The sequence below is a fragment of the Mycobacterium sp. RTGN4 genome (genome assembly GCF_033804635.1).
GTDB lineage: Bacteria > Actinomycetota > Actinomycetes > Mycobacteriales > Mycobacteriaceae > Mycobacterium.
On the sequence record NZ_JAPZLB010000004.1, the window covers coordinates 82,443 to 104,545 of the forward strand.

22 protein-coding genes are annotated in these 22,103 nt (G+C 66.4%); 14 read left to right on the plus strand and 8 right to left on the minus strand.

All coding sequences use genetic code 11. The features are described 5' to 3' along the window. Positions 1 to 22: 22 nt before the first annotated feature. The 4 genes from SLQ30_RS10245 to SLQ30_RS10260 are packed head-to-tail and all read left to right on the plus strand — an operon-like array spanning position 23 to position 3,605. On the plus strand, positions 23 to 466 hold the full coding sequence (locus SLQ30_RS10245) for a hypothetical protein (RefSeq protein WP_319446171.1): 444 nt from the start codon (positions 23 to 25) through the stop codon (positions 464 to 466). Beyond that, on the plus strand, positions 463 to 978 hold the full coding sequence (locus SLQ30_RS10250; RefSeq protein ID WP_319446172.1) for a MarR family winged helix-turn-helix transcriptional regulator: 516 nt from the start codon (positions 463 to 465) through the stop codon (positions 976 to 978). The genes SLQ30_RS10245 and SLQ30_RS10250 overlap by 4 nt, the downstream gene beginning before the upstream one ends. Then, positions 959 to 2,485 (plus strand): adenylate/guanylate cyclase domain-containing protein, encoded by a 1,527-nt coding sequence (locus SLQ30_RS10255; protein ID WP_319446173.1) that lies wholly within the window; start codon positions 959 to 961, stop codon positions 2,483 to 2,485. Before SLQ30_RS10250 ends, SLQ30_RS10255 begins: the two co-directional genes overlap by 20 nt. Then, positions 2,481 to 3,605: an epoxide hydrolase family protein gene (locus SLQ30_RS10260; RefSeq protein WP_319446488.1), complete on the plus strand. Its 1,125-nt coding sequence runs from the start codon at positions 2,481 to 2,483 to the stop codon at positions 3,603 to 3,605. Before SLQ30_RS10255 ends, SLQ30_RS10260 begins: the two co-directional genes overlap by 5 nt. 11 nt (positions 3,606 to 3,616) lie before the next feature. Here the strand turns inward: SLQ30_RS10260 and SLQ30_RS10265 are convergent, their stop codons facing one another. Continuing rightward, a complete protein-coding gene (locus SLQ30_RS10265; protein ID WP_319446174.1) occupies positions 3,617 to 5,023 on the minus strand; it encodes a purine-cytosine permease family protein in 1,407 nt (468 codons plus the stop codon). Between the two features lie 304 nt (positions 5,024 to 5,327). On the opposite strand from SLQ30_RS10265, the gene SLQ30_RS10270 reads away from it, so the two are divergent. From SLQ30_RS10270 to SLQ30_RS10285, 4 genes are all read left to right on the plus strand, one after another. Then, entirely contained in the window at positions 5,328 to 6,443 is a 1,116-nt protein-coding gene (locus tag SLQ30_RS10270) for an ABC transporter ATP-binding protein (protein WP_413468001.1), read from the plus strand. Between the two features lie 61 nt (positions 6,444 to 6,504). Beyond that, positions 6,505 to 7,701, plus strand: a complete 1,197-nt coding sequence (locus SLQ30_RS10275) for a spermidine/putrescine ABC transporter substrate-binding protein (RefSeq protein WP_319446175.1) — start codon at positions 6,505 to 6,507, stop codon at positions 7,699 to 7,701. Beyond that, entirely contained in the window at positions 7,702 to 8,577 is an 876-nt protein-coding gene (locus tag SLQ30_RS10280) for an ABC transporter permease (RefSeq protein ID WP_319446176.1), read from the plus strand. Beyond that, positions 8,574 to 9,434, plus strand: coding sequence for an ABC transporter permease (locus SLQ30_RS10285; protein ID WP_319446177.1), 861 nt, complete (start codon positions 8,574 to 8,576; stop codon positions 9,432 to 9,434). Before SLQ30_RS10280 ends, SLQ30_RS10285 begins: the two co-directional genes overlap by 4 nt. 18 nt (positions 9,435 to 9,452) lie before the next feature. Here SLQ30_RS10285 and SLQ30_RS10290 read toward each other — a convergent pair whose 3' ends face one another. From SLQ30_RS10290 to SLQ30_RS10300, 3 genes are all read right to left on the minus strand, one after another. Continuing rightward, positions 9,453 to 9,803 (minus strand): nitroreductase/quinone reductase family protein, encoded by a 351-nt coding sequence (locus SLQ30_RS10290; RefSeq protein ID WP_319446178.1) that lies wholly within the window; start codon positions 9,801 to 9,803, stop codon positions 9,453 to 9,455. A gap of 24 nt (positions 9,804 to 9,827) precedes the next feature. Next, the gene (locus SLQ30_RS10295; protein WP_319446179.1) at positions 9,828 to 10,700 is read right to left on the minus strand and encodes an EamA family transporter; all 873 of its coding nucleotides are present in this window, start codon (positions 10,698 to 10,700) and stop codon (positions 9,828 to 9,830) included. Between the two features lie 105 nt (positions 10,701 to 10,805). Next, complete coding sequence (locus SLQ30_RS10300; RefSeq protein ID WP_319446180.1) at positions 10,806 to 11,618, minus strand: acyl-CoA thioesterase domain-containing protein; 813 nt, start codon at positions 11,616 to 11,618, stop codon at positions 10,806 to 10,808. Between the two features lie 68 nt (positions 11,619 to 11,686). On the opposite strand from SLQ30_RS10300, the gene SLQ30_RS10305 reads away from it, so the two are divergent. Continuing rightward, positions 11,687 to 12,604, plus strand: a complete 918-nt coding sequence (locus SLQ30_RS10305; protein WP_319446181.1) for a LysR family transcriptional regulator — start codon at positions 11,687 to 11,689, stop codon at positions 12,602 to 12,604. A 20-nt stretch (positions 12,605 to 12,624) separates the two neighbouring features. On the opposite strand, the gene SLQ30_RS10310 is transcribed toward SLQ30_RS10305, so the two are convergent. Then, complete coding sequence (locus SLQ30_RS10310; protein WP_319446182.1) at positions 12,625 to 14,022, minus strand: xylulokinase; 1,398 nt, start codon at positions 14,020 to 14,022, stop codon at positions 12,625 to 12,627. 107 nt (positions 14,023 to 14,129) lie between these two features. Between SLQ30_RS10310 and SLQ30_RS10315 the strand changes: the two genes are divergently transcribed. Genes SLQ30_RS10315 through SLQ30_RS10325 form a run of 3 tightly spaced genes read left to right on the plus strand, consistent with a single transcriptional unit; the run spans position 14,130 to position 16,341 of the window. Further along, positions 14,130 to 14,912, plus strand: coding sequence for a serine hydrolase (locus SLQ30_RS10315; RefSeq protein WP_413468003.1), 783 nt, complete (start codon positions 14,130 to 14,132; stop codon positions 14,910 to 14,912). A gap of 39 nt (positions 14,913 to 14,951) precedes the next feature. Then, the gene (locus SLQ30_RS10320) at positions 14,952 to 15,836 is read left to right on the plus strand and encodes a DoxX family protein (protein WP_319446184.1); all 885 of its coding nucleotides are present in this window, start codon (positions 14,952 to 14,954) and stop codon (positions 15,834 to 15,836) included. A 28-nt stretch (positions 15,837 to 15,864) separates the two neighbouring features. Further along, complete coding sequence (locus SLQ30_RS10325) at positions 15,865 to 16,341, plus strand: RDD family protein (RefSeq protein ID WP_319446185.1); 477 nt, start codon at positions 15,865 to 15,867, stop codon at positions 16,339 to 16,341. A 7-nt stretch (positions 16,342 to 16,348) separates the two neighbouring features. Here SLQ30_RS10325 and SLQ30_RS10330 read toward each other — a convergent pair whose 3' ends face one another. Beyond that, on the minus strand, positions 16,349 to 17,734 hold the full coding sequence (locus SLQ30_RS10330) for a GntP family permease (protein ID WP_319446490.1): 1,386 nt from the start codon (positions 17,732 to 17,734) through the stop codon (positions 16,349 to 16,351). A gap of 20 nt (positions 17,735 to 17,754) precedes the next feature. After that, the gene (locus SLQ30_RS10335) at positions 17,755 to 18,255 is read right to left on the minus strand and encodes a gluconokinase (protein ID WP_319446186.1); all 501 of its coding nucleotides are present in this window, start codon (positions 18,253 to 18,255) and stop codon (positions 17,755 to 17,757) included. A 137-nt stretch (positions 18,256 to 18,392) separates the two neighbouring features. On the opposite strand from SLQ30_RS10335, the gene SLQ30_RS10340 reads away from it, so the two are divergent. Continuing rightward, a complete protein-coding gene (locus SLQ30_RS10340; RefSeq protein WP_413468004.1) occupies positions 18,393 to 19,094 on the plus strand; it encodes a FadR/GntR family transcriptional regulator in 702 nt (233 codons plus the stop codon). A 12-nt stretch (positions 19,095 to 19,106) separates the two neighbouring features. Then, positions 19,107 to 19,994 (plus strand): SCO6745 family protein, encoded by an 888-nt coding sequence (locus tag SLQ30_RS10345; RefSeq protein ID WP_319446188.1) that lies wholly within the window; start codon positions 19,107 to 19,109, stop codon positions 19,992 to 19,994. Positions 19,995 to 20,041: 47 nt separating this feature from the next. Here SLQ30_RS10345 and SLQ30_RS10350 read toward each other — a convergent pair whose 3' ends face one another. Beyond that, positions 20,042 to 22,039: a phosphotransferase gene (locus SLQ30_RS10350; RefSeq protein WP_319446189.1), complete on the minus strand. Its 1,998-nt coding sequence runs from the start codon at positions 22,037 to 22,039 to the stop codon at positions 20,042 to 20,044. Positions 22,040 to 22,103: the final 64 nt, after the last annotated feature.

Below are 22,103 nucleotides of genomic sequence, written 5' to 3' on the forward strand. Positions count from 1 at the left end.
ATTGACCGTAAGAATTTATCGCGTGACCGTCGCCCTCGTCTTGGCCGCCATCGTCGCATTCCTTGCTTGCGTAACCGTTGGCGGTGGACTCTACGAAACGCTCGTCCTGGACCCCGTCTGGCCGAACCGTCCCGCGATCATCCAGCCGCGAAATGGCGGCGTTTCGCGGCGGCGGTTCTGGATCCCCATACACACGGCGCTCGAGGTCGCGCTCATCGTCGCCATCATCGCGTGCTGGGGACACCACGACGTACGCACCGCACTGCTGATCGCGTTGGCGAGCCATGTGTCGATGCGCGTGTGGTCACTCGTCGACTTCGTGCCCAAGGCGGTCGCGTTCGAGAAGGGTGATCCCGCGACCATCGAGCGGTCCGCCGCGCAGCGTTGGGCCCGGCGCAGCCTGCTGCGCCTTCCACTCGACGCCATCACTTGCGTGGCGGCGCTGGCCGCACTGGCCCTCGCATGAGCGAAACACCCTCGCGAGCCGAACTTCTCGCCGATCTGCGCCGAGTGGGTCGCGAACACAGCGATGCGACCGTGCTGTTTCACTCCGCGTTGGCAGGCGAACTCGGGCTCCATCCCACCGACTACAAGGCGCTGGGCGTGGTGCATCGACTGGGACCCATGAGTGCAGGTGAGCTCGGTCGCCGCACCGGGTTGGCGGCAGCGTCGGTGACCAACCTGATCGACCGGCTGGCAGCAAAGGGGTTCCTGCGCCGCGAACCCGATCCTGCCGACCGTCGTCGCGTATTGCTGGTGGCCGACGTGTCGGCGCTGTCCGGCAACGCATTCTTCGCGTCTTGGCAGCGCTCGACCGCCCGGATGTGGGAGCGTTACTCCGACACTGAACTGAGCGTCATCCTCGACTTCCTCGGCGACACCGCCGAACGCCTGCGCTCGCGAACCGAAGCGATCGCCACCAGCGGGGTTGGAGTGGCCTCCAGACAGGGACGACCACATGCCGGACGAGCCGACTGAAATCCGGCGACCGTCGGCGGCTGGGCTCGCACTGGGCTACGCGCTCGGTTTGATCTTCGCCCAACTCGTCACGGCTGCGGAAGTTGTCGCGGTCGTGATCTCGTTGAGCACGCAGATCGGCGGCGGGGCCGCCACGCTGCTGACCCGCACGAACCTGATGCTCCTCGTCGGCCTGATCGTGTTCGGGCTCGTCGCCACCGCCGCGGGCGCCTACTGGAACATCACCCCGTCGCTACGCTGGTTTGTCGCGGGCGCGGAGCCGAACCCCGAACAGCAGCGGAAGGCGATCAACATCGTCCGACGCCAGACCGCGATCTTGTTCGGCACCTGGGTCATCTGCGGCGCGGTGTTGATCGCGGCGAATCCCGGTGGTGGTCCGAGCACCGCCGCGATGCTCGTCGTCGCCGTCCTGTTCGGCGCCACGTCCAGCTTCAGCGGCAGTCTGCTGTTCGTCCAGCGCATCTACCGACCCATCGTCGCCGCCGCGAACAAGGAGTTCACCACCCGCGAAACGGCACCGGGAGTGGTGGCGCGGCTGGTGATGATGTGGCTCGTCAACAGTGCGCTCCCAAGCATTTTCGTGGCCGTGTTGATCGTCGCGCATTCGTACGGCTGGTTCGTACCGACCACCGCGTCGGTCGTGATACCGGTCGTGGTCATCACCGTCGTCTCGGTGGCGCTCGGGTTGCGCGCGCTGATCCTGGTGGCGCGGTCGATATCCGATCCGATCAACGACGTCGTCGGTGCGATGGCCGAGGTCGAGCGCGGAGCGCTCGGACGAAAGGTCGACGTGTACGAGCAGTCCGAAATCGGGCGCCTCCAACACGGTTTCAACCGCATGGTGACCGGACTGTCCGAACGCGACCAACTCCGCGACCTCTTCGGCCGACATGTCGGACCCGATGTCGCGCGCATGGCCGTCGACGCCGACGGATCGCAGGCCGGCGAGTTACGTGAGGTCGGGATTCTGTTCATCGACCTCGCGGGGTCGACACAACTCGCTGCGCTCCACACGCCTCAGGAGGTGGCGGACGTCCTCAACGCCTTCTTCCGCATCGTGGTGGCCGCGGTCGACGAACGACAGGGCCTCATCAACAAATTCCAGGGCGATGCCGCGCTCGCGGTCTTCGGGGCACCCATGCGCTCCGACGACGCCGCCAGCGCAGCGCTCCGGACGGCGCGCACCCTCGGTGCCAATCTGAGGGAGTTGCCCGACGTCGACTTTGGGATCGGGGTGTCCGCGGGAACCGTTTTCGCGGGCAACATCGGGGCCGAAAACCGATACGAATACACCGTCATCGGAGATCCCGTCAATGAAGCCGCCCGGCTTGCGGACACCGCCAAGGCCCTGCCGGGAAGAACGGTCGCCTCGGGAGCGGCCATCGACCGTGCCGACGTCGATGAACGCCACCACTGGGCCGTAGACGGCACGGTGGTGTTACGCGGTCGATCGGAACCGACCCGGACATCGGTGCCCTGCAGCGACAATGGCGAGCATGAGCATTGAACCGTTCCGCATCGCCGTCCCCGACGAGGTGCTCATCGACCTGCGAGCCCGGCTGAGCGCGACGCGGTGGCCAGAGGCCGAGTGCGTCGACGATTGGAGCCAGGGCATCCCCCTGGAATACACGCGTGAGCTCGCGGCCTACTGGGGCACCGAATACGACTGGCGCAGCCGGGAGGCGGCGTTGAACCGCTTCGACCAGTTCATCACCGAAATCGATGGGCTGCCAATACATTTCATTCATCAACGCTCACCGCACCCCGACGCCTTCCCGCTGATCATCACCCACGGGTGGCCAGGGTCGATCGTCGAGTTCCAGAAGATCATCGCGCCGTTGACGGATCCGACGGCATACGGCGGCCGGGCCGAGGATGCGTTTCACGTGGTGTGCCCGTCACTGCCCGGCTACGGCTACTCCGGCAAACCGGCGGCGACCGGATGGAACGTCGCGCGCATCGCACGCGCCTGGGAAACGTTGATGGTGCGGCTCGGATACGAGCGCTACGGCGCGCAGGGCGGCGATTGGGGTGGCGCCGTCACCGCTGAAATCGGCCGCAACGTCGGGCATTGCGTGGCGATCCACACCAACTTTCCGATCGGCTCCCCTACCGAAGAAGCCAAGTCGAATCCGACCGATGAGGACAAGGCCGCGTTCGCGGGGCTGAACCACTACCGAACCCAGGACAACGGTTACTTCAAGCAGCAGGCCACCCGGCCGCAGACCCTGGGCTACGGCCTGGCCGACTCGCCGACTGCCCAACTCGCGTGGATCGTCGAGAAGTTCTGGTCGTGGACGGACTGCGACGGACATCCGGAGCACGCACTGAGCCGCGACGAAATGCTCGACAACGTCACGCTGTACTGGGTCACGGGCACCGGCGCGTCCTCGGCGCGGCTGTATTGGGAGAGCATGAACGCGTTCGGTGGAACCGGCCGCGTCGAATTGCCAACGGGCGTCGCGTCATTCCCCAAGGAGATCGGGCCTACACCCCGGTCCTGGTGCGAGGCGAACTACCACATCACCCACTGGAAAACGATGCCACGCGGCGGACATTTCGCCGCCTTCGAGCAACCCGAACTGTTCGTCGACGACGTCCGAAAGTTCTTCGCAACGGTGCGCTAGGGGTCGGGCCGCTATCGCCGCAGGCGCGCCCAGCGGTATCCACCGTAGAGCGCAAGCGCGACAAGGAAGTTGACGAAGTATGCGACGTCTGCACCGTGCCAAGCCGTCGCGACGGGCCCCACGATCAGCGTGGTGTTCATGAAGGGCACCGCGGCCGCGTAGGCGATCACGAACACGATCAGCGCGGCCACCGCGTCCGAGCGCTCGGTGCGCTCCTCCGACGGATCCACGACGCGCCGTCCCCTGCTGCGGATGCGCCAGTCGACGACGATGATCGCGACGAAGGCCGGAACCCAGTAGCTGACGATCAGCAGCACATTGAGGAAGCGCTCCGAGGTGTCGCCCGCGTGCAGCCAGAGGATCAGCGCACACGCCATGACGGTGACGACGACGGACGAGAGCGGTCTGCGCACGCGCACACCCAGCGTCTGCAGCGCCAGTGATCCGCTGTAGTCGTTCATGACACCAGATCCGACGGATGCGAGCGCGATGATCAGCAGCGCCAACCCACCCAGGAAGCCGCCACCCATGACGTTTCGCACGCCGTCGGCGGTGTGCTCGGAAATCAGGTCGCCCGCGGCGATGCCGATCCCTTGGACGAAGACATAGGCCAAGGCGATTCCGCCGAACGTCGAACCGAACACGCGAGTCGAAGAGACGTCGGCGGGCAGGTAGCGGCTGAAGTCCGCGGCGTAACTCGCCCACGACACCGCGAGGCTGAATGCCACCGTCACCTCCATGACGAAGGCGCCCGCGAGGTCGGCCCCGTGAACCGTGGCCGCGGTGATCACTTCGTGGCCGCCGCCGATGAGTTTGTAGGCGAAAACCAGGAAGGTCACCAGCAGGACGAAGGTCAGCACCGCCTGCAATCGGTGAATCAACTCGTATCCGAAGAATCCGACGACGCCCTGTACACCGAGCACCAGCAACACCGCGGCCCAGAACGGAATGCCGAGCAGCGTGGCGAGGGCCTCCCCTCCGAACAACCCGACCAAGGCGTCCCAGGCGATGGACGAGACCCACTGCAGCGCGGCGGGCAGGACGACGGTGCCGCCGAAGGCCATCCGCGAACTCGGCAGCTGCGCAGTTCCGGTACGTGGTCCCCACGTCGACAGGTATCCGACCACCAGCGATCCGAGCACCGTGCCGATGACCATCGCCAGCAGTCCGAGCCAGAAACCGAGGCCGAAGGTGATCGCCAGCGCACCAGTGAAAACGCCGGTCATGTTGACCTGCGGCGCGAACCACACGGTGAACAGCCGGCCTGGCTTGCCGTACCGCTTGTCGGTCGGGACCGGAGCGATTCCATGGGTCTCGACGGAGAGGTCGCCGGCGCCCCGCGGAGTCCGTCCGCTAAAGGGTGGTGCGGTGAGCGCTAGTTGGGGCGGCGCGGCCTGCGGTGTCACACCCGGTGTCATGCGCCCATTCGATCACGCCAGCCCCACACTGCCGTCCTCCACAAGCGGAATCTGCGCCCCAGCAACGCCTAGGGATAGGGATTCCATTGTGGAAATGTAAATTCGTTGCGGAATCGCTTGCGAAGGTCCGCCGGATCAGCGAAGGTTTATCCACGGCGGAAGGCTGCTCCGGGACGTGAAACCCCCTCGGGCCACCCTGTCGCGAGCGATTGCGAAGGAGGACCTGGCCCTGTCTAACACCGAAATCAGGAGCACCGAACCGAAGCAGGCGGACGGCGCCGACGAGGGTGCGCGGCGCGCCGTCATCGAGATCGATCACGTCACGAAGCGGTTCGAGGATTACGTCGCGGTCACCGACGCGGACTTCACCATCGGTTCTGGTGAGTTCTTCTCGTTGCTCGGACCGTCCGGCTGCGGCAAGACGACGACGCTGCGGATGATCGCCGGCTTCGAAACGCCCACCTCGGGCGCCATAAGACTCGAGGGCCACGACGTTTCGCGCGTTCCACCCCACAAGCGCAACGTCAACACGGTCTTCCAGCACTACGCCCTGTTTCCACACATGACGGTGTGGGACAACGTGGCGTACGGACCCCGGAGTACGAAGAAGGAAAAGGCCGAGGTGACCCGCCGGGTCGACGAGATCCTCGACATCGTCCGCCTCACCGACTTCGCAAAGCGCAAGCCATCGCAGTTGTCCGGCGGCCAGCAGCAGCGCGTGGCGCTAGCCCGCGCGCTGGTGAATTACCCAAGCGCGCTACTGCTCGACGAGCCGCTCGGCGCCCTTGACCTCAAACTGCGCCACGCGATGCAGTTCGAACTCAAGCGCATCCAGCGCGAGGTCGGCATCACGTTCATCTACGTGACGCACGACCAGGAAGAGGCGCTGACCATGAGTGACCGCATCGCGGTCATGAACGCCGGCAACGTCGAGCAGATCGGCACTCCGACCGAGATCTACGACGCGCCTGCGACGGTGTTCGTGGCGAACTTCATCGGGCAGGCCAACCTGTGGGCCGGTCGTCAGAACAGGGTGGACGGCGACGTCGCAGAGGTCGCCGTGCTCGGCACGACGTTGAAGGCGCGGCCGGGAACCACCCCGATCGAGCCCGGTGGACAGGCCACGTTGATGGTGCGCCCCGAACGGGTGCTGGTGTCGATGGACGCGCCAGGCGCAGAGCTCGCTTCGGTCGCGGCGACCGTGCGCGACTTGACCTTCCAGGGTCCCGTCGTGCGTTTGTCGCTCGAGGCGCCGGACGGATCGCCGATCGTCGCGCACGTCGGACCCGAACAGCAGTTGCCGCTACTGCGCCCAGGAGACTCGGTCTACGTCGGTTGGTCCCCGCAGGCGTCGATGGTGTTGCCTGCCGCCGACATCCCCACGACCGAGGATCTCGAGGAGATGCTGGACGACTCCTAATCGCCCCCGATGCGAGACGTGTTCACCGAACTCTTCCGGTTTTGACGAAAGGCGCCGAGCCATGGACAACCAGATCGATCCCCAACTCCTCTCCCGACTTGCGGCCAACCGGACCAGCCGTCGTCGGTTCATCGGCGGCGGTGCGGCCGCCGCGGCCGCGGCCGTGCTCGGTACGTCGTTCCTCGCCGCATGCGGGTCGAACGGCGGCACCTCCGCAAGCAGTTCGTCGGCACCCCCGCCCGATGACGGCAAGCCCGCCACCGGCAACCTGCGGATCTCGAACTGGCCGCTGTACATGGCGGACGGTTTCGTCGCGGCGTTCCAGAAGGCCAGCGGATTGACGGTCGACTACAAAGAGGACTTCAACGACAACGAAGAGTGGTTCGCGAAGTTCAAGGAGCCGCTGTCGCGCAAGCAGGACATCGGCGCCGATCTGGCGGTGCCCACGCAGTTCATGGCCTTCCGGCTCTTGGGCCTCAAGTGGCTGAACGAGATCTCCGACACCAGGGTGCCCAACAAGAAGAACCTGCGGCCCGACCTGCTGTCGAATCCCACCGACCCCGGCCGGAAGTTCACCGCGCCCTACATGAACGGCATGACCGGCCTGGCCTACAACAGGGCCGCCACGGGCCGGGACATCACCAAGATCGAGGATCTCTGGGATCCGAAGTTCAAGGGCAAGGTCAGCCTGCTGTCCGACATGTACGACGGACTCGGCATGGTGATGCTCTCCCAGGGCAACTCCATCGAGGATCCGACCAGCGACGGCGTCAAGAAGGCCGTCGACGCCATCAAGGAGCAGAAGGAAAAGGGTCAGATCCGACGTTTCACCGGCAACGACTACGCCGACGACCTGGCCGCGGGCAACATCATTGTCGCGCAAGCGTATTCCGGTGACGTCGTCCAGTTGCAGGCCGACAACCCGGATCTGAAGTTCGTGGTGCCCGAGGCCGGGGGCACGTGGTTCACCGACACGATGACCATTCCCTACACCACGCAAAACCAGCACGGCGCCGAGGCGTGGATCAACTACGTCTACGACAAGCCCAACTACGCCAAGCTGGTCGCGTTCACCAAGTACGTCCCGGTGCTCGCCGACATGACCGAGGAACTGGACAAGATCGACCCGACGCTGAGCTCCAACAAGCTGATCAACCCGCCGGAGGAGTACACGACCAAGCTGAAGACGTGGGCTGCGTTGACGGACGAGCAGACCCAGGAGTTCAACACCGAATACGCAGCGGTCACCGGTAGCTAGATGGCAGGGGCAGCCAGCAGCAATCGCCAGCGCAGCAAGGTCGCGCCGTATCTGATGATCTTGCCTGCGCTGGCGTACCTCGCGATCTTCTTCGTCGTCCCGTTCTGGTCGTTGCTCCGGACGTCGCTGTCGACGTCGGGCGGTTCCATCTACCTGCCGACATTGACGTTCGACTGGGACTTCAGCAACTATGCGCACGCGTTCACGGCGTACCAGGACCAGATCATCCGCTCGCTGACATACGCGTTCACGGCGACGGTGGTCTCGCTCTTGATCTCCTACCCGCTGGCGTACGTGATCGCGTTCAAGTCGGGACGCTACAAGAACCTGCTGCTGGGGCTAGTGATCCTGCCCTTCTTCGTCACGTTCCTAGTGCGCACGCTGGCATGGAAGACCATCCTGGCCGATGACGGCGTCGTCGTACAGACACTCGGCACGATCGGGTTGCTCCCGTCTGACGGACGGCTGCTGTCGACCAGCTGGGCGGTGATCGGTGGGCTCATCTACAACTCAATGACGTTCATGATCCTGCCGCTCTACGTAAGCCTGGAGAAGATCGACCCACGCCTGCTCGAGGCGTCGAGAGACCTGTACTCCTCGACGTTCCGGGCCTTCCGCAAGGTGATTCTTCCGCTCTCGATCCCCGGAGTGCTGGCGGGCAGCCTGCTGGTGTTCATCCCTGCGATGGGCGACTTCATCAACGCCGACTATCTGGGCAGCACGCAGACGACCATGATCGGCAACGTCATCCAGAAGCAGTTCCTTGTGGTCAAGGACTATCCGGGAGCCGCTGCCCTGAGTTTCTTGCTGATGGCGCTGATCCTGGCCGGAGTGCTGTCCTATACCAGGGCACTTGGCACGGAGGACCTGGTATGACGCTGCAGGAAGCCACCGCCGTCCTAGACGCGATCGACACGAAGAAGACCAGATCCATCCGCGGCCTCGGCAGTGGCAAGCTCGGCGACATTCTGTTGAAAGTCGTTGCCGGCCTTGTGTTGTTGTACATATTCATCCCGATCTTCGTGATCGTGCTGTTCTCGTTCAACAAGCCGGCGGGCAAGTTCAACTACACGTGGCAGGGCTTCACGCTGGACAACTGGGCGCATCCCTTCAAGTACCCGGCCCTGGCTCAAGCGTTGAAGACGAGTCTGGAGGTGGCGGCGGCGTCGACGGCCATCGCCGTCGTGCTCGGCACCCTGCTCGCCATCGCGCTTGTCCGCCAACGGTTCCGCGGCAACAAGGCCGTCGAGACCTTCCTCGTCCTTCCGCTGACGGCGCCCGAAGTCGTGATGGGCGCCTCGTTGCTGACACTGTTCCTCGACCTCGGTTGGGCGACGGGGTTCGGCACGATCCTCATCGCACACGTGGCGTTCGAGATCAGTTTCATCGCGATGACCGTGCGCGCGCGGGTGCGCGGATTCGACTGGACGCTCGAGGACGCCTCGATGGACCTCGGCGCAAGCCCCACCCGGACGTTCTTCAAGGTGACGCTGCCGCTGATCGTGCCGGGCATCATCGCGGCGGCCATGCTGTCGTTCGCGTTGTCGCTCGACGACTTCATCATCACCTACTTCGTCAGCGGCTCGACGGTCACCTATCCGCTGTTCGTCAACGCGGCCGTGAAAGCGGCTGTGCCACCGCAGATCAACGTGCTCGCGTCGGCGATCCTGCTCATCAGCCTCGCCCTGCTCATGGCAGGAACGCTGTACCGCCGCAAGCGGGTCGAGGTCTAAGTCAGTCGAGCGCTTGAGTCAGTCGAGCGCTGCGGTCACCGAGACGCCACCGCGTTCGTCGCGCGTGGCGACCGCATGGCCGGTGCGGTCGCGTCCGTCGAGCCCGACGAAGGTGATGGCACTGCCTTCCCCGAGGAAGTTGCGCCACCACGACTTCTTGTCGGGCATGCCGACGGGCACGACCACCGAGTCGCCCGACCGGCGGTAGCCGACCGGGAGCTCGAACGTCTTGCCGGACTTGCGTCCGGTGTAACGGATGACCACCAATCCGCGTCTGATCAGCCGCCCTACGACGGGCGCATCCATCAGCGCCACCGCCACACGGTTGAAGCCCCTGACGAACATTGAGTCGGAGAAACCTGGTGCCATGATCGCCAGGCTAGTCCGCGCGGATCAACTGCCCACCGCGGCGGGCACGGGCGGCTCCGACCGAGCGCCGCTCCGTGCCGCGCCGATGCCCGCGGCAACGACGAGGCAGATGCCCACCACCGCAAGCGGTCCCGGCACCTGCGCCAGCACGATCAGCCCGACGATGAGCGCGAATGCGGGCTCAAGCGACATCAACGTGCCGAACGATGCCGTGGCAAGCCGCCGCAGTGCCATGAGCTCCAGCGCGAACGGCACGACGGGCAGCAGGATGGCTAGCCCGATTCCGATCAGCAGGATCTCGGGGGTCACGCGGGGGAACACTGACGGACCGACGACGACCGACGAGAACACCGCTGCGGTGGCCATGGAGACCGCCAACCCGTTGAAGCCGTCCACTCCGTCGCCGACTCGTTGGGTGAGCAGGATGTAGCAGCCCCAACACACCGCGGCGGCCAGCGCGAACCCAACGCCAACCACGTCGACGGTGCCCGACCACGGCTCGGTCAGCAGAAGCACGCCGACTGCGGCGAATCCTGGCCAGACGAACCGGTTCTTGCCCCTTCCGGCCAGCACCGCCACCCCTAGCGGGCCGAGAAACTCCAGTGCGCTGGCCGTTCCGAGCGGAATGCGGTCGATGGCCGCCATGAAGAGCAGCGTGATGCCCGCCGTCACGACGCCGAGGACCACGCAGGTGAGGAAGGTCGACCGCGTGAACGCCGACGGCCGGGGCCGCGCGATCAGAAGCAGGATCACCCCGGCCCACAGCAGTCGCAGCCACGCCGCACCCTCTGCCCCGATCTGGTCGATCAGGCCGATGGACAGCGCCAGCCCGAACTGGACGCACGCCATCGACCCGGTGGCCATGAGTGCGCCCGTGCGGCTGGCGTTCGAGGTCATATCAGCATTGAACGGCAGCCGGACCGTTCGCGTCCACGTGATTTATCTGGACATATCGTTCACGAATCGCGAACGTTCGTCGCGGCGTCGGCGTCGGCCCGCGGTTCAGCGCGGACGATCTGGAAAGGACTCGTCGGCGAAGTCGATCTGCGCGGCCGGATTGCTGATGGCGGTGACCAACCCGGTACCGATGGGCCCGGTCCGGTCGAACAACGTGGCCGAACCGACGCTGATCCCATCGGCCACCCAGTGTGAGTCACCCTGCACGTAAACCCACTCATCGACGGGCAACCGCGACAATGCGACAGTCAGGTCGCCGTTGATGTAGCCGATTCCGGCCGTGCCCAGATTCGTGACGAGGCTGGAGCCCTCCGCGGCATACACAGCATTGACGAACGGGGTGTTAGCCGTGCCCTCGACCACGTCGATGGCACGGTTGAGGAAGCGCTTTCGCGACGTGTTCATGTGTTCGGCGATCTTCGGGCTCCAGCCGCCGTCGTCGCTACCCACCCGGAGATAACTCGAGTCGTCGAAGTCCTGTGGAATCGCGAAATTCGTTGTCGCCGACCACTCTTCACCCGGCGGAGCGGACGAGCGTCGGTACTGGACCAAGGTGGCGCGAGCCACCGGCACGCCGTTCTGGACGATGTCGCATTCGGAGTTGCGCACCCGCCGTCCGTCGCGGACCAGCCGCGCCGTGGTAGTCGTCGCGACGCCGCGGGCGGCTTTGAAGAGGTCGACGGTGAGGCGCGCAGGCATGAACTCGTCGAGTCCGAACTGATCTTCCAGGGTGCGTGCGGCCAGTCCGACGAGTGCCGGTCCGTTGAGATGGTCGTCGCCCCAACGGCTTCGCGCGTTGACCGTCGGGAGATATGTGTCGGGTGCCGTTCGGATGAAGTGTGCCGGACGCGCAGTCATCGGGGCATCGTCGCACATGGTCGATCGATCGCCCCCGACGCGTTCGACAATCACGGACAATGGTGCCCGTGGACACTCGCCGCCTGCAGTTGCTGCTCGCGTTGTCGCGGCTTGGCTCGATGCGGGCGGTCGCCGAATCGTTTCACCTCACCACGTCGACGGTCTCTCAGCAGATCGCAGCGCTGGCCAAGGACACCGGCACCCAGTTGATCGAACCCGAGGGCCGACGGGTGCGACTGACTCCCGCGGGGCGGCGGCTGGCCGATCATGCGGTGACCATCCTCGCCGCGGTCGACGCCGCTCGGCTCGACTTGGATCCCGACGCCGAGCCCGCAGGCACCTTGCGCATCGGCGGCTTCGCGACGGGCATCCGGGTGTCGCTGCTGCCGATCCTGGCCGAGCTCGCCGAGCGGCACCCCGCCGTCGACGTCGTGATCAGCGAGTACGAACCGATCGAGGCGTTCGCGCTCCTTGCCGACGACGATCTCGACCTGGCCCTGACCTATGACTACAACTTGGCTCCCGCAGCACCCGGGCCGGCACTCGAAAGCGTTGCGCTGTGGTCGATTCCGTGGGGGCTCGGAGTTCGCAGCGACGCGCCCGACGGCCCGGCCGACCTCTCCGCGTACGCCGATCGCAGGTGGATCGTCAACTCCCGCAACACAGCCGACGAGGATGCCGTCCGAACCTTGGCCGCGCTCGCGGGCTTCACCCCGCGCATCGCGCATCAGATCGACAGCCTGGAACTCGTCGAAGACCTCGTCGTCGCGGGGTACGGCGTCGGTCTCCTGCCGATCGGACGACCCACCGGGGCTGGCGTCAAGGTCGTCCCATTGACCGACCCGGAGGTCATCTTGACCGCCTACGCGGTGACGCGGGTCGGCCGCTCGACCTGGCCTCCGCTGAGGGCTGTCTTGGATCGGCTCCGGCCCACTCGACGCGCGATGCCGCGACCGGCGTGGCCGAGGCCGGCCGCCGGAGACTGAATGCCGGGCCAGCCGAGCGCTCACTGCCCGAGCGTCAGCCCTTGCGCCGTCCGGTATCGGTCGAACACCTCGGGGGTCGGGTCCGCTGAGTACGAAGCTGTCACGCCGAACGTCCACGCCGGGGGCGCTTCGCCACCGGACAGCGTCCAGGCCGCTTGACGGGCCGCGCCGAGCGCAACGTACTCGGCGGGCGTCGGTACGTGAACCGGCACGCCGAGGATCGCGGGCCCAATGCGCCGCACCGCCTCCGATCGGGCGCCGCCACCGACGAGCATGACACGCGAGACGTCCACCCCCTGTTCGGCGATCCGCTCGACGCAGTACGCCATCGAGCAGAGCAGACCCTCGACCGCGGCCCGGGCCACGTTGGCCGGCTGAAGGTTTCGCGTCGTCACGCCGTGCAGCGCGCCCGCAGCATCGGGCAGGTTGGGCGACCGCTCCCCCTCGAAGTACGGCACCAGTGTCAGCCCCTCGGCGCCGACCTCCGCCGCGAGCGCCAGGCGGTCGAACTCGTCGAAGTCGACGCCGAGCATCGACGCGACCGCGGCAAGCACGGGGGCGCCGTTGAGCGTGCACACCAGGGGCAACTGTCGTCCGGTCGCGTCGGCGAAACCGGCAACGAGTCCGGTCGCGTCGCGCGGCGCGACGTCGCCGACGGCGCTGACCACGCCCGAGGTGCCGAGCGACACGACGCAGTCCCCTGGCCCGGCGCCGATGCCCAACGCCGCGGCGGCGTTGTCACCGGCCCCGGGACCCAGCACCGCCCCTGATGCGGTCCGACCCGCGGCCTCGGCCGGGCCGAGCACCCGCGGAAGCTCGGGTCGCCTGCCCCGCATGGCGAGCTCGAGCAGGTCCAGCTGATATCCGCCACCCGCCGACGCGAAGTACCCGGTACCGCTTGCGTCGCTGCGATCGGTGCACAGCGCGGCGATGTCGGAGGAGCCCGACAGTCGCCAGGTCAGCCAGTCGTGCGGAAGGCACACCGCGGCAGTCGCGTCGGCATTGGCCGGCTCCTCGTCGGCCAGCCAGCGCAGCTTGGTCGCCGTGATCGACGCGACGGGGACGACGCCTATCCGCTGGGCCCACGCGTCGGCGCCGCCGAGTTCCTCGGTCAGTGCCGTCGCGGCCGGAGCAGATCGAGTGTCGTTCCACAGCAAGGCCTTCCGGACGACATCGCCCGCTGAGTCGAGGCAAATCATGCCATGCTGTTGCGCTCCGACCGAGATCGCATCGACGTCGTCGAGCCCGCCTGCCGCAGCAATCGCGGCGTCGAGCGCGGTCCACCACTGCATCGGGTCGACCTCGGTGCCGCCCGGATGTGGCGCCGAACCCGACCGAGTAATTTCGCCGGTATCAGCGGCGCATACGACGACCTTGCAGGACTGGGTTGACGAATCGATGCCCGCGACGAAAGTCACGCCGACCTCCTCGGGTGTGAGAACGTCCAGCCTAATGCGAGGCTGCGTGAATGAGATCGTTCCTCGTCGCGGCGATGCTGCTGCTCGCGTCGTGCGCCGCCTTCGTGATGCCTGGCGTGTCCCGGGCGGACTGCACACCCAGCCCTGGTTCGTTCGACTGCGACCTTGCCGCCCGCATCGCGTCCGCCGACGCGTACCTGGCGGGCCGTCCCGGTGCCGTCGGGTACGTATTGCGCGACCGCGACACCGGTGCCGTTCACCGCAATTCCCACGCCGGTGACTTGATCTGGACGGCGTCGACGATCAAGTTGGCGATGGTCGTCGACCTGCTGACCCGTCAGCGCGCGGGCACGGTGGCACTGAGTGCCGACGACCGGAGGTTGATCGCGGCGATGCTGCACTCATCCGACGACGATGCCGCCGATGCGCTGTGGTCGCGGTACGGCGGCACCGACCATCAAGCGTTCAACGCCGCGTTCCCCCGGTACGGCATGACCGACTTGGCGCCGCAGCGCGGGTTCACCGACGTCTACCCGTACTGGGGCTTTCAGAAGTCGACGGCCAACGACCTCGACCGCCTGATCAACTACCTGCTGACCGCACTCGACCCATCCGACAGGGCCGACGTCATCAGCCAACTGCAGCAGGTCGCTCCCGACCAGCAATGGGGCGTCTGGGGAGCCGGACCCTCGATGGCGCCGGGCAACAAGGACGGGTGGTCACTGGAACAGGGCGGCTGGGTCATCAACTCGGTCGGCTTCGCCGGACCCGGCCAGCGGTACACGCTCGCGGTGATGAATGCGCTCGGCAACGCGGGCGGCTATGACGACGGTGTGGAGACGACGACCCAGCTTGCCCGCTTGCTACTGGCGGGCCGCGCATCGGGCTGAGCTGGTTTGCAACCGGCCGCACCGGGGAATTCCCCGGCCATGTTGATCCGACGAATCGCACGTCCCATGCTCGCCGCCACCTTCATCAGCCGCGGAGTGGAGGCGTTGCGCAGCCCGAAACCGGCGGCCGACGCCGCCCGCCCCACGCTCGAGGGATTGAGCAAGCTACCGGGCCCCGTCGGCGCGAATGTCCCCACCAATGCGGAGACCGTCGCACGGGTGACCGCCGCGGTGCAGATCGGCGCGGGCCTGCTGCTCACCACTGGCAGGTTGCCCCGCCTGTCGTCGACCGCCTTGGCACTCAGCGTGGTGCCGGGAAGTCTTGGCGCACACGCCTTCTGGGCAGAGACCGATCCCGCGCGCAAGGCCGATGAGCGGCGCGCGTTCCTCGCTGACGTCGGCTTGGTCGGCGGACTGATCATCGCGGCCGTTGACACCGAGGGCAGGCCGTCGCTCGGCTGGCGAGCCAGGCGCGCCGCACACAAGGCGGGCGAGGCCGTCTCCGGGGCCCTGCCGAACTCGAGCTCGGGCAATGCGCTCATCGACAGCGAATTGACCGATCGGGTCGGACACGGCTTGAACGTGGGCGCCGAACGTGGGCGCGAACTCGCCCACGTCGCGCGCGAACGTGGCGCCGAACTCGTCGATATCGCCCGCGACCGGGGCCCGGTGCTGGCCGAGCGGGCACAAAAGCGGGGCGCCGAACTCGTCGACATCGCCCGCGACCGCGGCCCGGAACTGGCTGAACTCGCGCAGCGGCGCGGTTACGAGCTCGCCGATGTGGCGCGCGAACGCGGTACGGAGCTCGCGAGCCTCGCACAGGACCGCGGCGCCGAACTGGCGGCCACCGCGCGCAAGGAGACCAAGCGTGCCAAGAAGGAAGTCAAGCGCGCACGCAAGGAACTCAAGGAGCGCACCGGCTGATCGTCGGCCGACCGGTAGATTTACACGCATGACTACCGGTGGATACGGCGCCGCGCCGCAGTACGGCTCTGCTCAACTTCAACCTGGCGGCCTGCTGAGGCGGTTCTTCGCCAGGCTCATCGACGGCATCATCGTGTCGATCATCGGTTCGCTCGGCATCCTGGCGATCTTCTCGTCAGATGGGTTGTCCGACCTTCTCGTCACGGGACTGTTCACGGGGATTCTGATGTTCGTCTACTTCGTGGCCTTCGAGGTCGGGGTCGGATGGACACTTGGCAAGAAGGTGCTCGGCCTCGAGGTGCGGGGACCGGGTGGAGCCCCGAAGCCGGACCTCAAGCAGTCGGCGATTCGCAACGCGTGGACACTGCTCCCCATCGTCCCGTACCTCGGCGGGCTGCTGGCGTTCATCGCGATCGTCGTCATCGCGGTGACCGTCGCCGGTAGCCCGACCAAGCAGGGCAAACACGACGTACTCGCGGGCGGGACCGAGGTCGTGCGGGGCTGATCCCCGCTCAGATCACCAGGTCGAGCAGCAGCACCACTCCGAGGCCGCTGACCGACAGCACCGTTTCCATGAGTGACCACGTCTTGATGGTCTGAACGACGCTGAGCCGGAAGTACTGGTTGACCAACCAGAAGCCGGCGTCGTTCACGTGCGAGAAGAACAGCGAACCCGCGCCGACGGCGAGCACCACCAGCGAGACCTGCCCGGTGCTCATGCCCTCGACGAGACCGACGACCAGCGACGAGGCCGTGATGGTCGCCACCGTCGCCGAACCCGTGGCGAGCCGGATCAGCACCGCAAGGACCCAGGCGAGCACGATCACCGAGATGTGCGACGTCTCAGCCCATTCGGCGAGCGCCGTGCCGATCCCGGTATCCACAAGCACCTGCTTGAACCCACCGCCTGCAGCCACGATGAGGATGATGCCCGCGACGGGAGGCAGCCCGCTCTCGATGCACTTGGTGAGTTCTTCGCGGTTCATGCCTGCGCCGCGCCCGAGCGTGAACATCCCGACGACGACCGCGATCAGCAACGCGATCAGCGGGGTGCCGAGCGTGTCGAAGACCTGCCGGACCAACTGCCCGTCGTCGGCGATGAAGATGTCCACCAACGCCTTGCCCAGCATCAGCACGACGGGCAACAGGACGGAGAAGAGCGTGATGCCGAAGGACGGCCGCTTGCGTTCTTCGCCGTCGGCCAGCTTGTCGGCGTCGAAGGTGTCAGGTGCCTCGACGACGACCCACTTGCCTGCCAGCCTTCCGAACAGAGGACCGGCGAGGATGATCGTCGGGATCGCCACCACGACGCCGAGCGCCAATGTCACACCGAGGTCGGCATGCAGATAGCCGATCGCTGTCAGCGGACCCGGGTGTGGCGGTACGAAGCCGTGCATCGCGGAAAGCCCTGCCAGCGCCGGGATTCCGACCGTGATGAGCGACAGCCCCGAGCGCCGCGCCACCAGATAGATCACCGGGATCAAGAGCACCAGGCCGATCTCGAAGAACATCGGTAGCCCGATGATGGCGCCGACGAGGGCCATCGCCCATGGCAACATCCGCGGCGACGCGTGTCCGACGATAGTGTCGACGATCTCGTCGGCGCCTCCGGAGTCTGCCAATAACTTCGCAAACATCGCACCGAGCGCGATGAGGATACCGACACCTGCCGCCGTGTCTCCGAAGCCGGTGGAGAACGACTTGAGCACCTTTGTAACACTCTGTCCTGCAACGATTCCCACGGTCAGCGCGCCGAAGATCAAGCCGAGGAACGGGTGTAGCTTGACCACCGTGATCAGCACGACGATCACCGCGATGCCTGCAAGGAAGGCCACCACAAGGTGAGGTATCGACGCCACCGGCTCGACGAGCTTGGGAGCGTCCGCCAGAATGGTCATTCCGGAGGTCCTGTCGAAGGTCACGGTTGCTCCTGTCGGGTCAGCGAAACATATTCGTCCACAATGGAATCGATGTTCTGGTCGACGTTGATGACGACCCCGCGTTCATCGGCGGCGAGCGGCTCGAGGGTCTCGAACTGCGATGCGAGCAGCGAGGCCGGCATGAAGTGTCCCGGCCTGCTGGCCTGCCGTCGGCCGATGACCTCTGGGGTGCCTGCGAGGTGGAGGAACTCGACACCCGGACAGTGCTCGCGCAACTGATCGCGGTACGCGCGCTTGAGCGCCGAACAGCTCATGACGCCACCGTCGACGTGTCCCGCCAGCCACCCGCCGATCGTCTCCAGCCAAGGCCTGCGGTCATCGTCGTTCAAGGCCTCCCCCGCGCTCATCTTGGCGATGTTGGCGGCGGGATGGAAGTCGTCCGCGTCGGCGAAGGGCACCCGCAGGCGCTGCGCCACGGCTGCTCCCACCGTCGACTTGCCCGACCCGGACACACCCATCACGACGATCGGTGACCGCATGTGTTGCACCTCCGGATAGCTAACCACTTGTGGTTGACGTCACACAGTAAACATCAATGATCAGATCATTGCAAGCAGATGACGAAAAGATATGTTTTTAGCGCGCTCAGCAAACGGTATGACAAGATGTATCAGTGATGTCGTCACCAAACGTCAGCGCTCTGCACGACAACGTGCTGACGGCGCTCGGCGCCGGCATCGTCGCTGGCGGGCTCAAGTCGGGTCAGGTGATCACGCTCGACGGAGTCAGCACCACGCACGGGGTGTCCCGCAGCGTCGCCCGCGAAGTCATCAGGGTGCTCGAATCGATGGGCATGGTCGCGTCCCGCCGCCGCGTCGGTATCACGATCCAACCGGCCGAGAAGTGGAACGTGTTCGACCCCAGAGTCATTCGCTGGAGGCTCGAATCGGACGACCGCGCCGCACAACTGGTGTCACTGTCGGAGCTTCGGCGCGGATTCGAGCCTGCCGCAGCGGCATTGGCGGCACAGCGGGCCAATCCACACCAATGCCGGATCATGGCGGCCGCCGTATCCGACATGGTCATGCACGGCCGCTCCGGCGACCTGGAGGCTTATCTGCTGGCCGACAAGGTCTTTCACCAGACCTTGCTCGAAGCCAGCGGCAACGAGATGTTCCGGGCGCTCAACGGGGTCGTCGCCGAAGTGCTGACGGGTCGGACTCATCACGGACTGATGCCCGAGACACCGAACCCGGTGGCGATCGAGTTGCACGACGAGGTCGCACGCGCCATCCGGATGCGCGACGAAGCCGGCGCCGAACGCGCCATGCGCGCGATCATCGACGAAGCGGTGAGTGGCGTCAGTTCGACGACCTGATTTACTTCGAATGTGAGCAGAATCCCCGCAACAGCGCGCCGACTGTTCGACCGCTTCGAACCCGTCCACGCCGTCACCTACTTCACCCCCGAGGCCCGCAGCGCCTTCGACGCCGTCGGCTTCCGTGGCTTCTGGATGGGTTACTTCGCGGGCCGATCCGCTCCCCTCGGCAGCGTGCCCACCGAGGTGGTGACGGCCATCTTCTACAACTTCGCGCCATCGCACATCGCCAGGGCGCTGCCGGATGCATGGGCGTTCGGCTCACCCGCCGACGCACTGCGCGCCCGTGAGGAGTCGGCCGTCGCGGCTCTTGCGCGGTGCGGTGTGACGGCCGACGACGCCACCGTCACGGTCGCCAGGCTCTTGGAGAGGGCCGCCCGCAGTGCGCCATTCGAGGGACGTCCGCTGTTCGCGGCCAACTTGGCGCTGCCCTGGCCCGAAGAACCCGTGGCCAAGCTCTGGCATGCCACCACGCTGTTGCGCGAACAGCGCGGGGACGGTCACGTGGCCCTGCTGGCGGGCGCGGGAATCAGCGGACGTGAGTGCAACGTGCTGCACTCCGTCGCCGACCGCGTGCCACGCGAGTTCATCGTGCGCAGCAGGCAATACGACGACGACGAATGGCAAGCATGCGTGGCACGCCTCGTAGCGCGCGGCGTGCTCGACGAGCGCGGTGCCTTGACCGGTGAGGGCGACGCACTCAAGCGCCACCTCGAGGACACCACCGATCGACTGGCGCTAGCGGCGTTCGACGCGCTCGACGACGACGAACTCGAGGTGCTGTTTCGCACGCTCACCCCGTTGACGCGAAAGGTATTGGCAGGCGGAGACATTCCTGCCGCCACCCCGATGGGGTTGAGCCGCGCCGACCTGGACGACGACGAAGCCCACGTGCGCTGATTCTTGGCGCGAGATTGAACAGTTCCTGAGTCCAGTCTCGCGGCGCGTTACGGCCGGTTGCGATTCCACTCGACCCAGCCGACGCCGGTGCGGCCGTCCGCGGTGCTCACCGTGACCCACGCCCGCGGGAATCGACTTAGCCGACCGTCGGATGAGGTCAACAGCACCGGCGCGTGACCGCGCACCTCGATCGTCGCGGTGACGCCACCTGGCTCCAGTTCCAACGTCGTGCCCAGCGGCAACTCGTCGTCGCCGAATTCCTCGCGCGCCGTGACAGTTTGGAGCTCGACGAACGGCTCGCCGGCCTTCTGCAGATATCCGATGCCGAATCGAGGCACACTCGGGATGCGCATCTCGACGGCATGGAGGTGCGTGCCGTCGTCGAGGTGCAGCGCACTCCACACCCATTCCATCCCCCACCAGTCCCGCGCCGCCCAGGAGTGGTCGCGCTGACCGGGAACGCCGCTGAAGGTGAACGACCGGCCGTCCGCCGTGACGGTGCCGGACACCGTGCATGGGATCTCGTATCGCGAGGTGATCCGGTACTGGTACGGCGTGCCCGCGGTGGTCCACGTCAGGTCCAGCTCGACGTCGACGGGGCGGCCCGGCTCCCCGCGCAGCAGCGCCGCTGGATCGTCGTGGGCCTCCCCCCGCCCGCGTAGCGAAACCCGGTACGACTGAAGCGGTTCGACGGCGTCGAGCACCAATTCGACGTCGGCGGTGCTGACCCGGGCGTGCGAGTCGGGAAGCGGCGCATCCCACTCCAGCACCGCGATGGTCGGCAGGCCAGGACCGCACAGCAGCGCGTTGATCCAGGCATGACCCTCGTTGGGGATCAGCCCGAGCCGGAGCCAGCCGCCGACGTTCTGACCCGGATCGATGAAGTCGAAGTACCAGCTCTCACTCCACAGCGGTTCGTCGGTCTGCGGGTGCTCGCCCTCGTCCTCCGGACCCGGCTGCAGCGGCTCCGGAGTCGACGGCGCCGGGAGCACTGCCAGCGCGTCGGTGTCGAGCACGTGCTGGGCATTGCGTTCCATCATCGACATGAACATCTCATCCCCACGATCGGTGCGCTCCACCAACATCGGCGACACGATCGCCATCAGCACCCCGAAGAAGCTCTGGCGCCGCACGCCGTCGCGCACGTCGTCGATCGTCACGCCCGCGTCGGGACCCAGCGCATCGTGATACGCGCGCAGCAGTTCGTCGTACTGAGCCCGGCGCTGTGCGACCGGCAGCGCGCAGCCAAGGAAGTACGCGACGTCGGTGAACGCCGGGCCCCTGGTCACCGTCTGCCAATCCACGACGGTCAGCGGACGGTCGGCGCCGTGCTCGCCGAAGAGCATGTTGTCCAACCGGTAGTCGCCGTGAACCAGACCCTGCGGACGGCCCGACGCCGCCTCCTCGGCCATGTACGCGTCGAACGTCGCCACCATTGCCTCGCACACGGCGCGGTGTTCCGGCGCTACCTGATCGCGATACCGGTCGATGTAGCCCGCGTACAACGCGCCGACCAGGCCTTGGTTGACCGGTGACTCGCGGTTGAGCCAATCGGCTCCGGCCAGCGCCTCGTCGCCGAGCAGCGGTCCGTGCACGCGACCCAGCTGAGTCAACGCCATGTTCGCCTGTTCCGCTGTGGCGCCACGGATCTCGTCGCCGACGGTGGCGGGTGCGGCATCGCCGAGCAAGAGGTCGAACACGCCCGTCGCCGGGTCGTAGGCAGCGTGATGACACTGGGCGACCGGGCCGTGCAAGCCAGGGGCGACGTGGGTGTAGAAGAGCACTTCACGCTCGTACAACCCCATCGCCAGGCCGGTCTGACGGCTGCTCGGGTCTGCGGCCGCGACCTTGAGCACCACCGACGCCGGTCCGTCCTGACCGTCGGCGTAGCGCAGCGCCACGCGGTAGCACTCACTCATCTGGCCGGTACCGATGCGTTCGAACGTGAACTCGGCGACGGTTCCCAATCCGATGGCCGTGGTCAGCCACTCGGAGGTCAGGTCGCCTGGGCGTTCAATGAGGGCAAGAGACGTCGAAGAGGGCACTTGATGAAAGGTAGGGCACGACCCTGGGCGCTCGGAGCGTTTTCGAGAAGGAAGTTGACAGGCG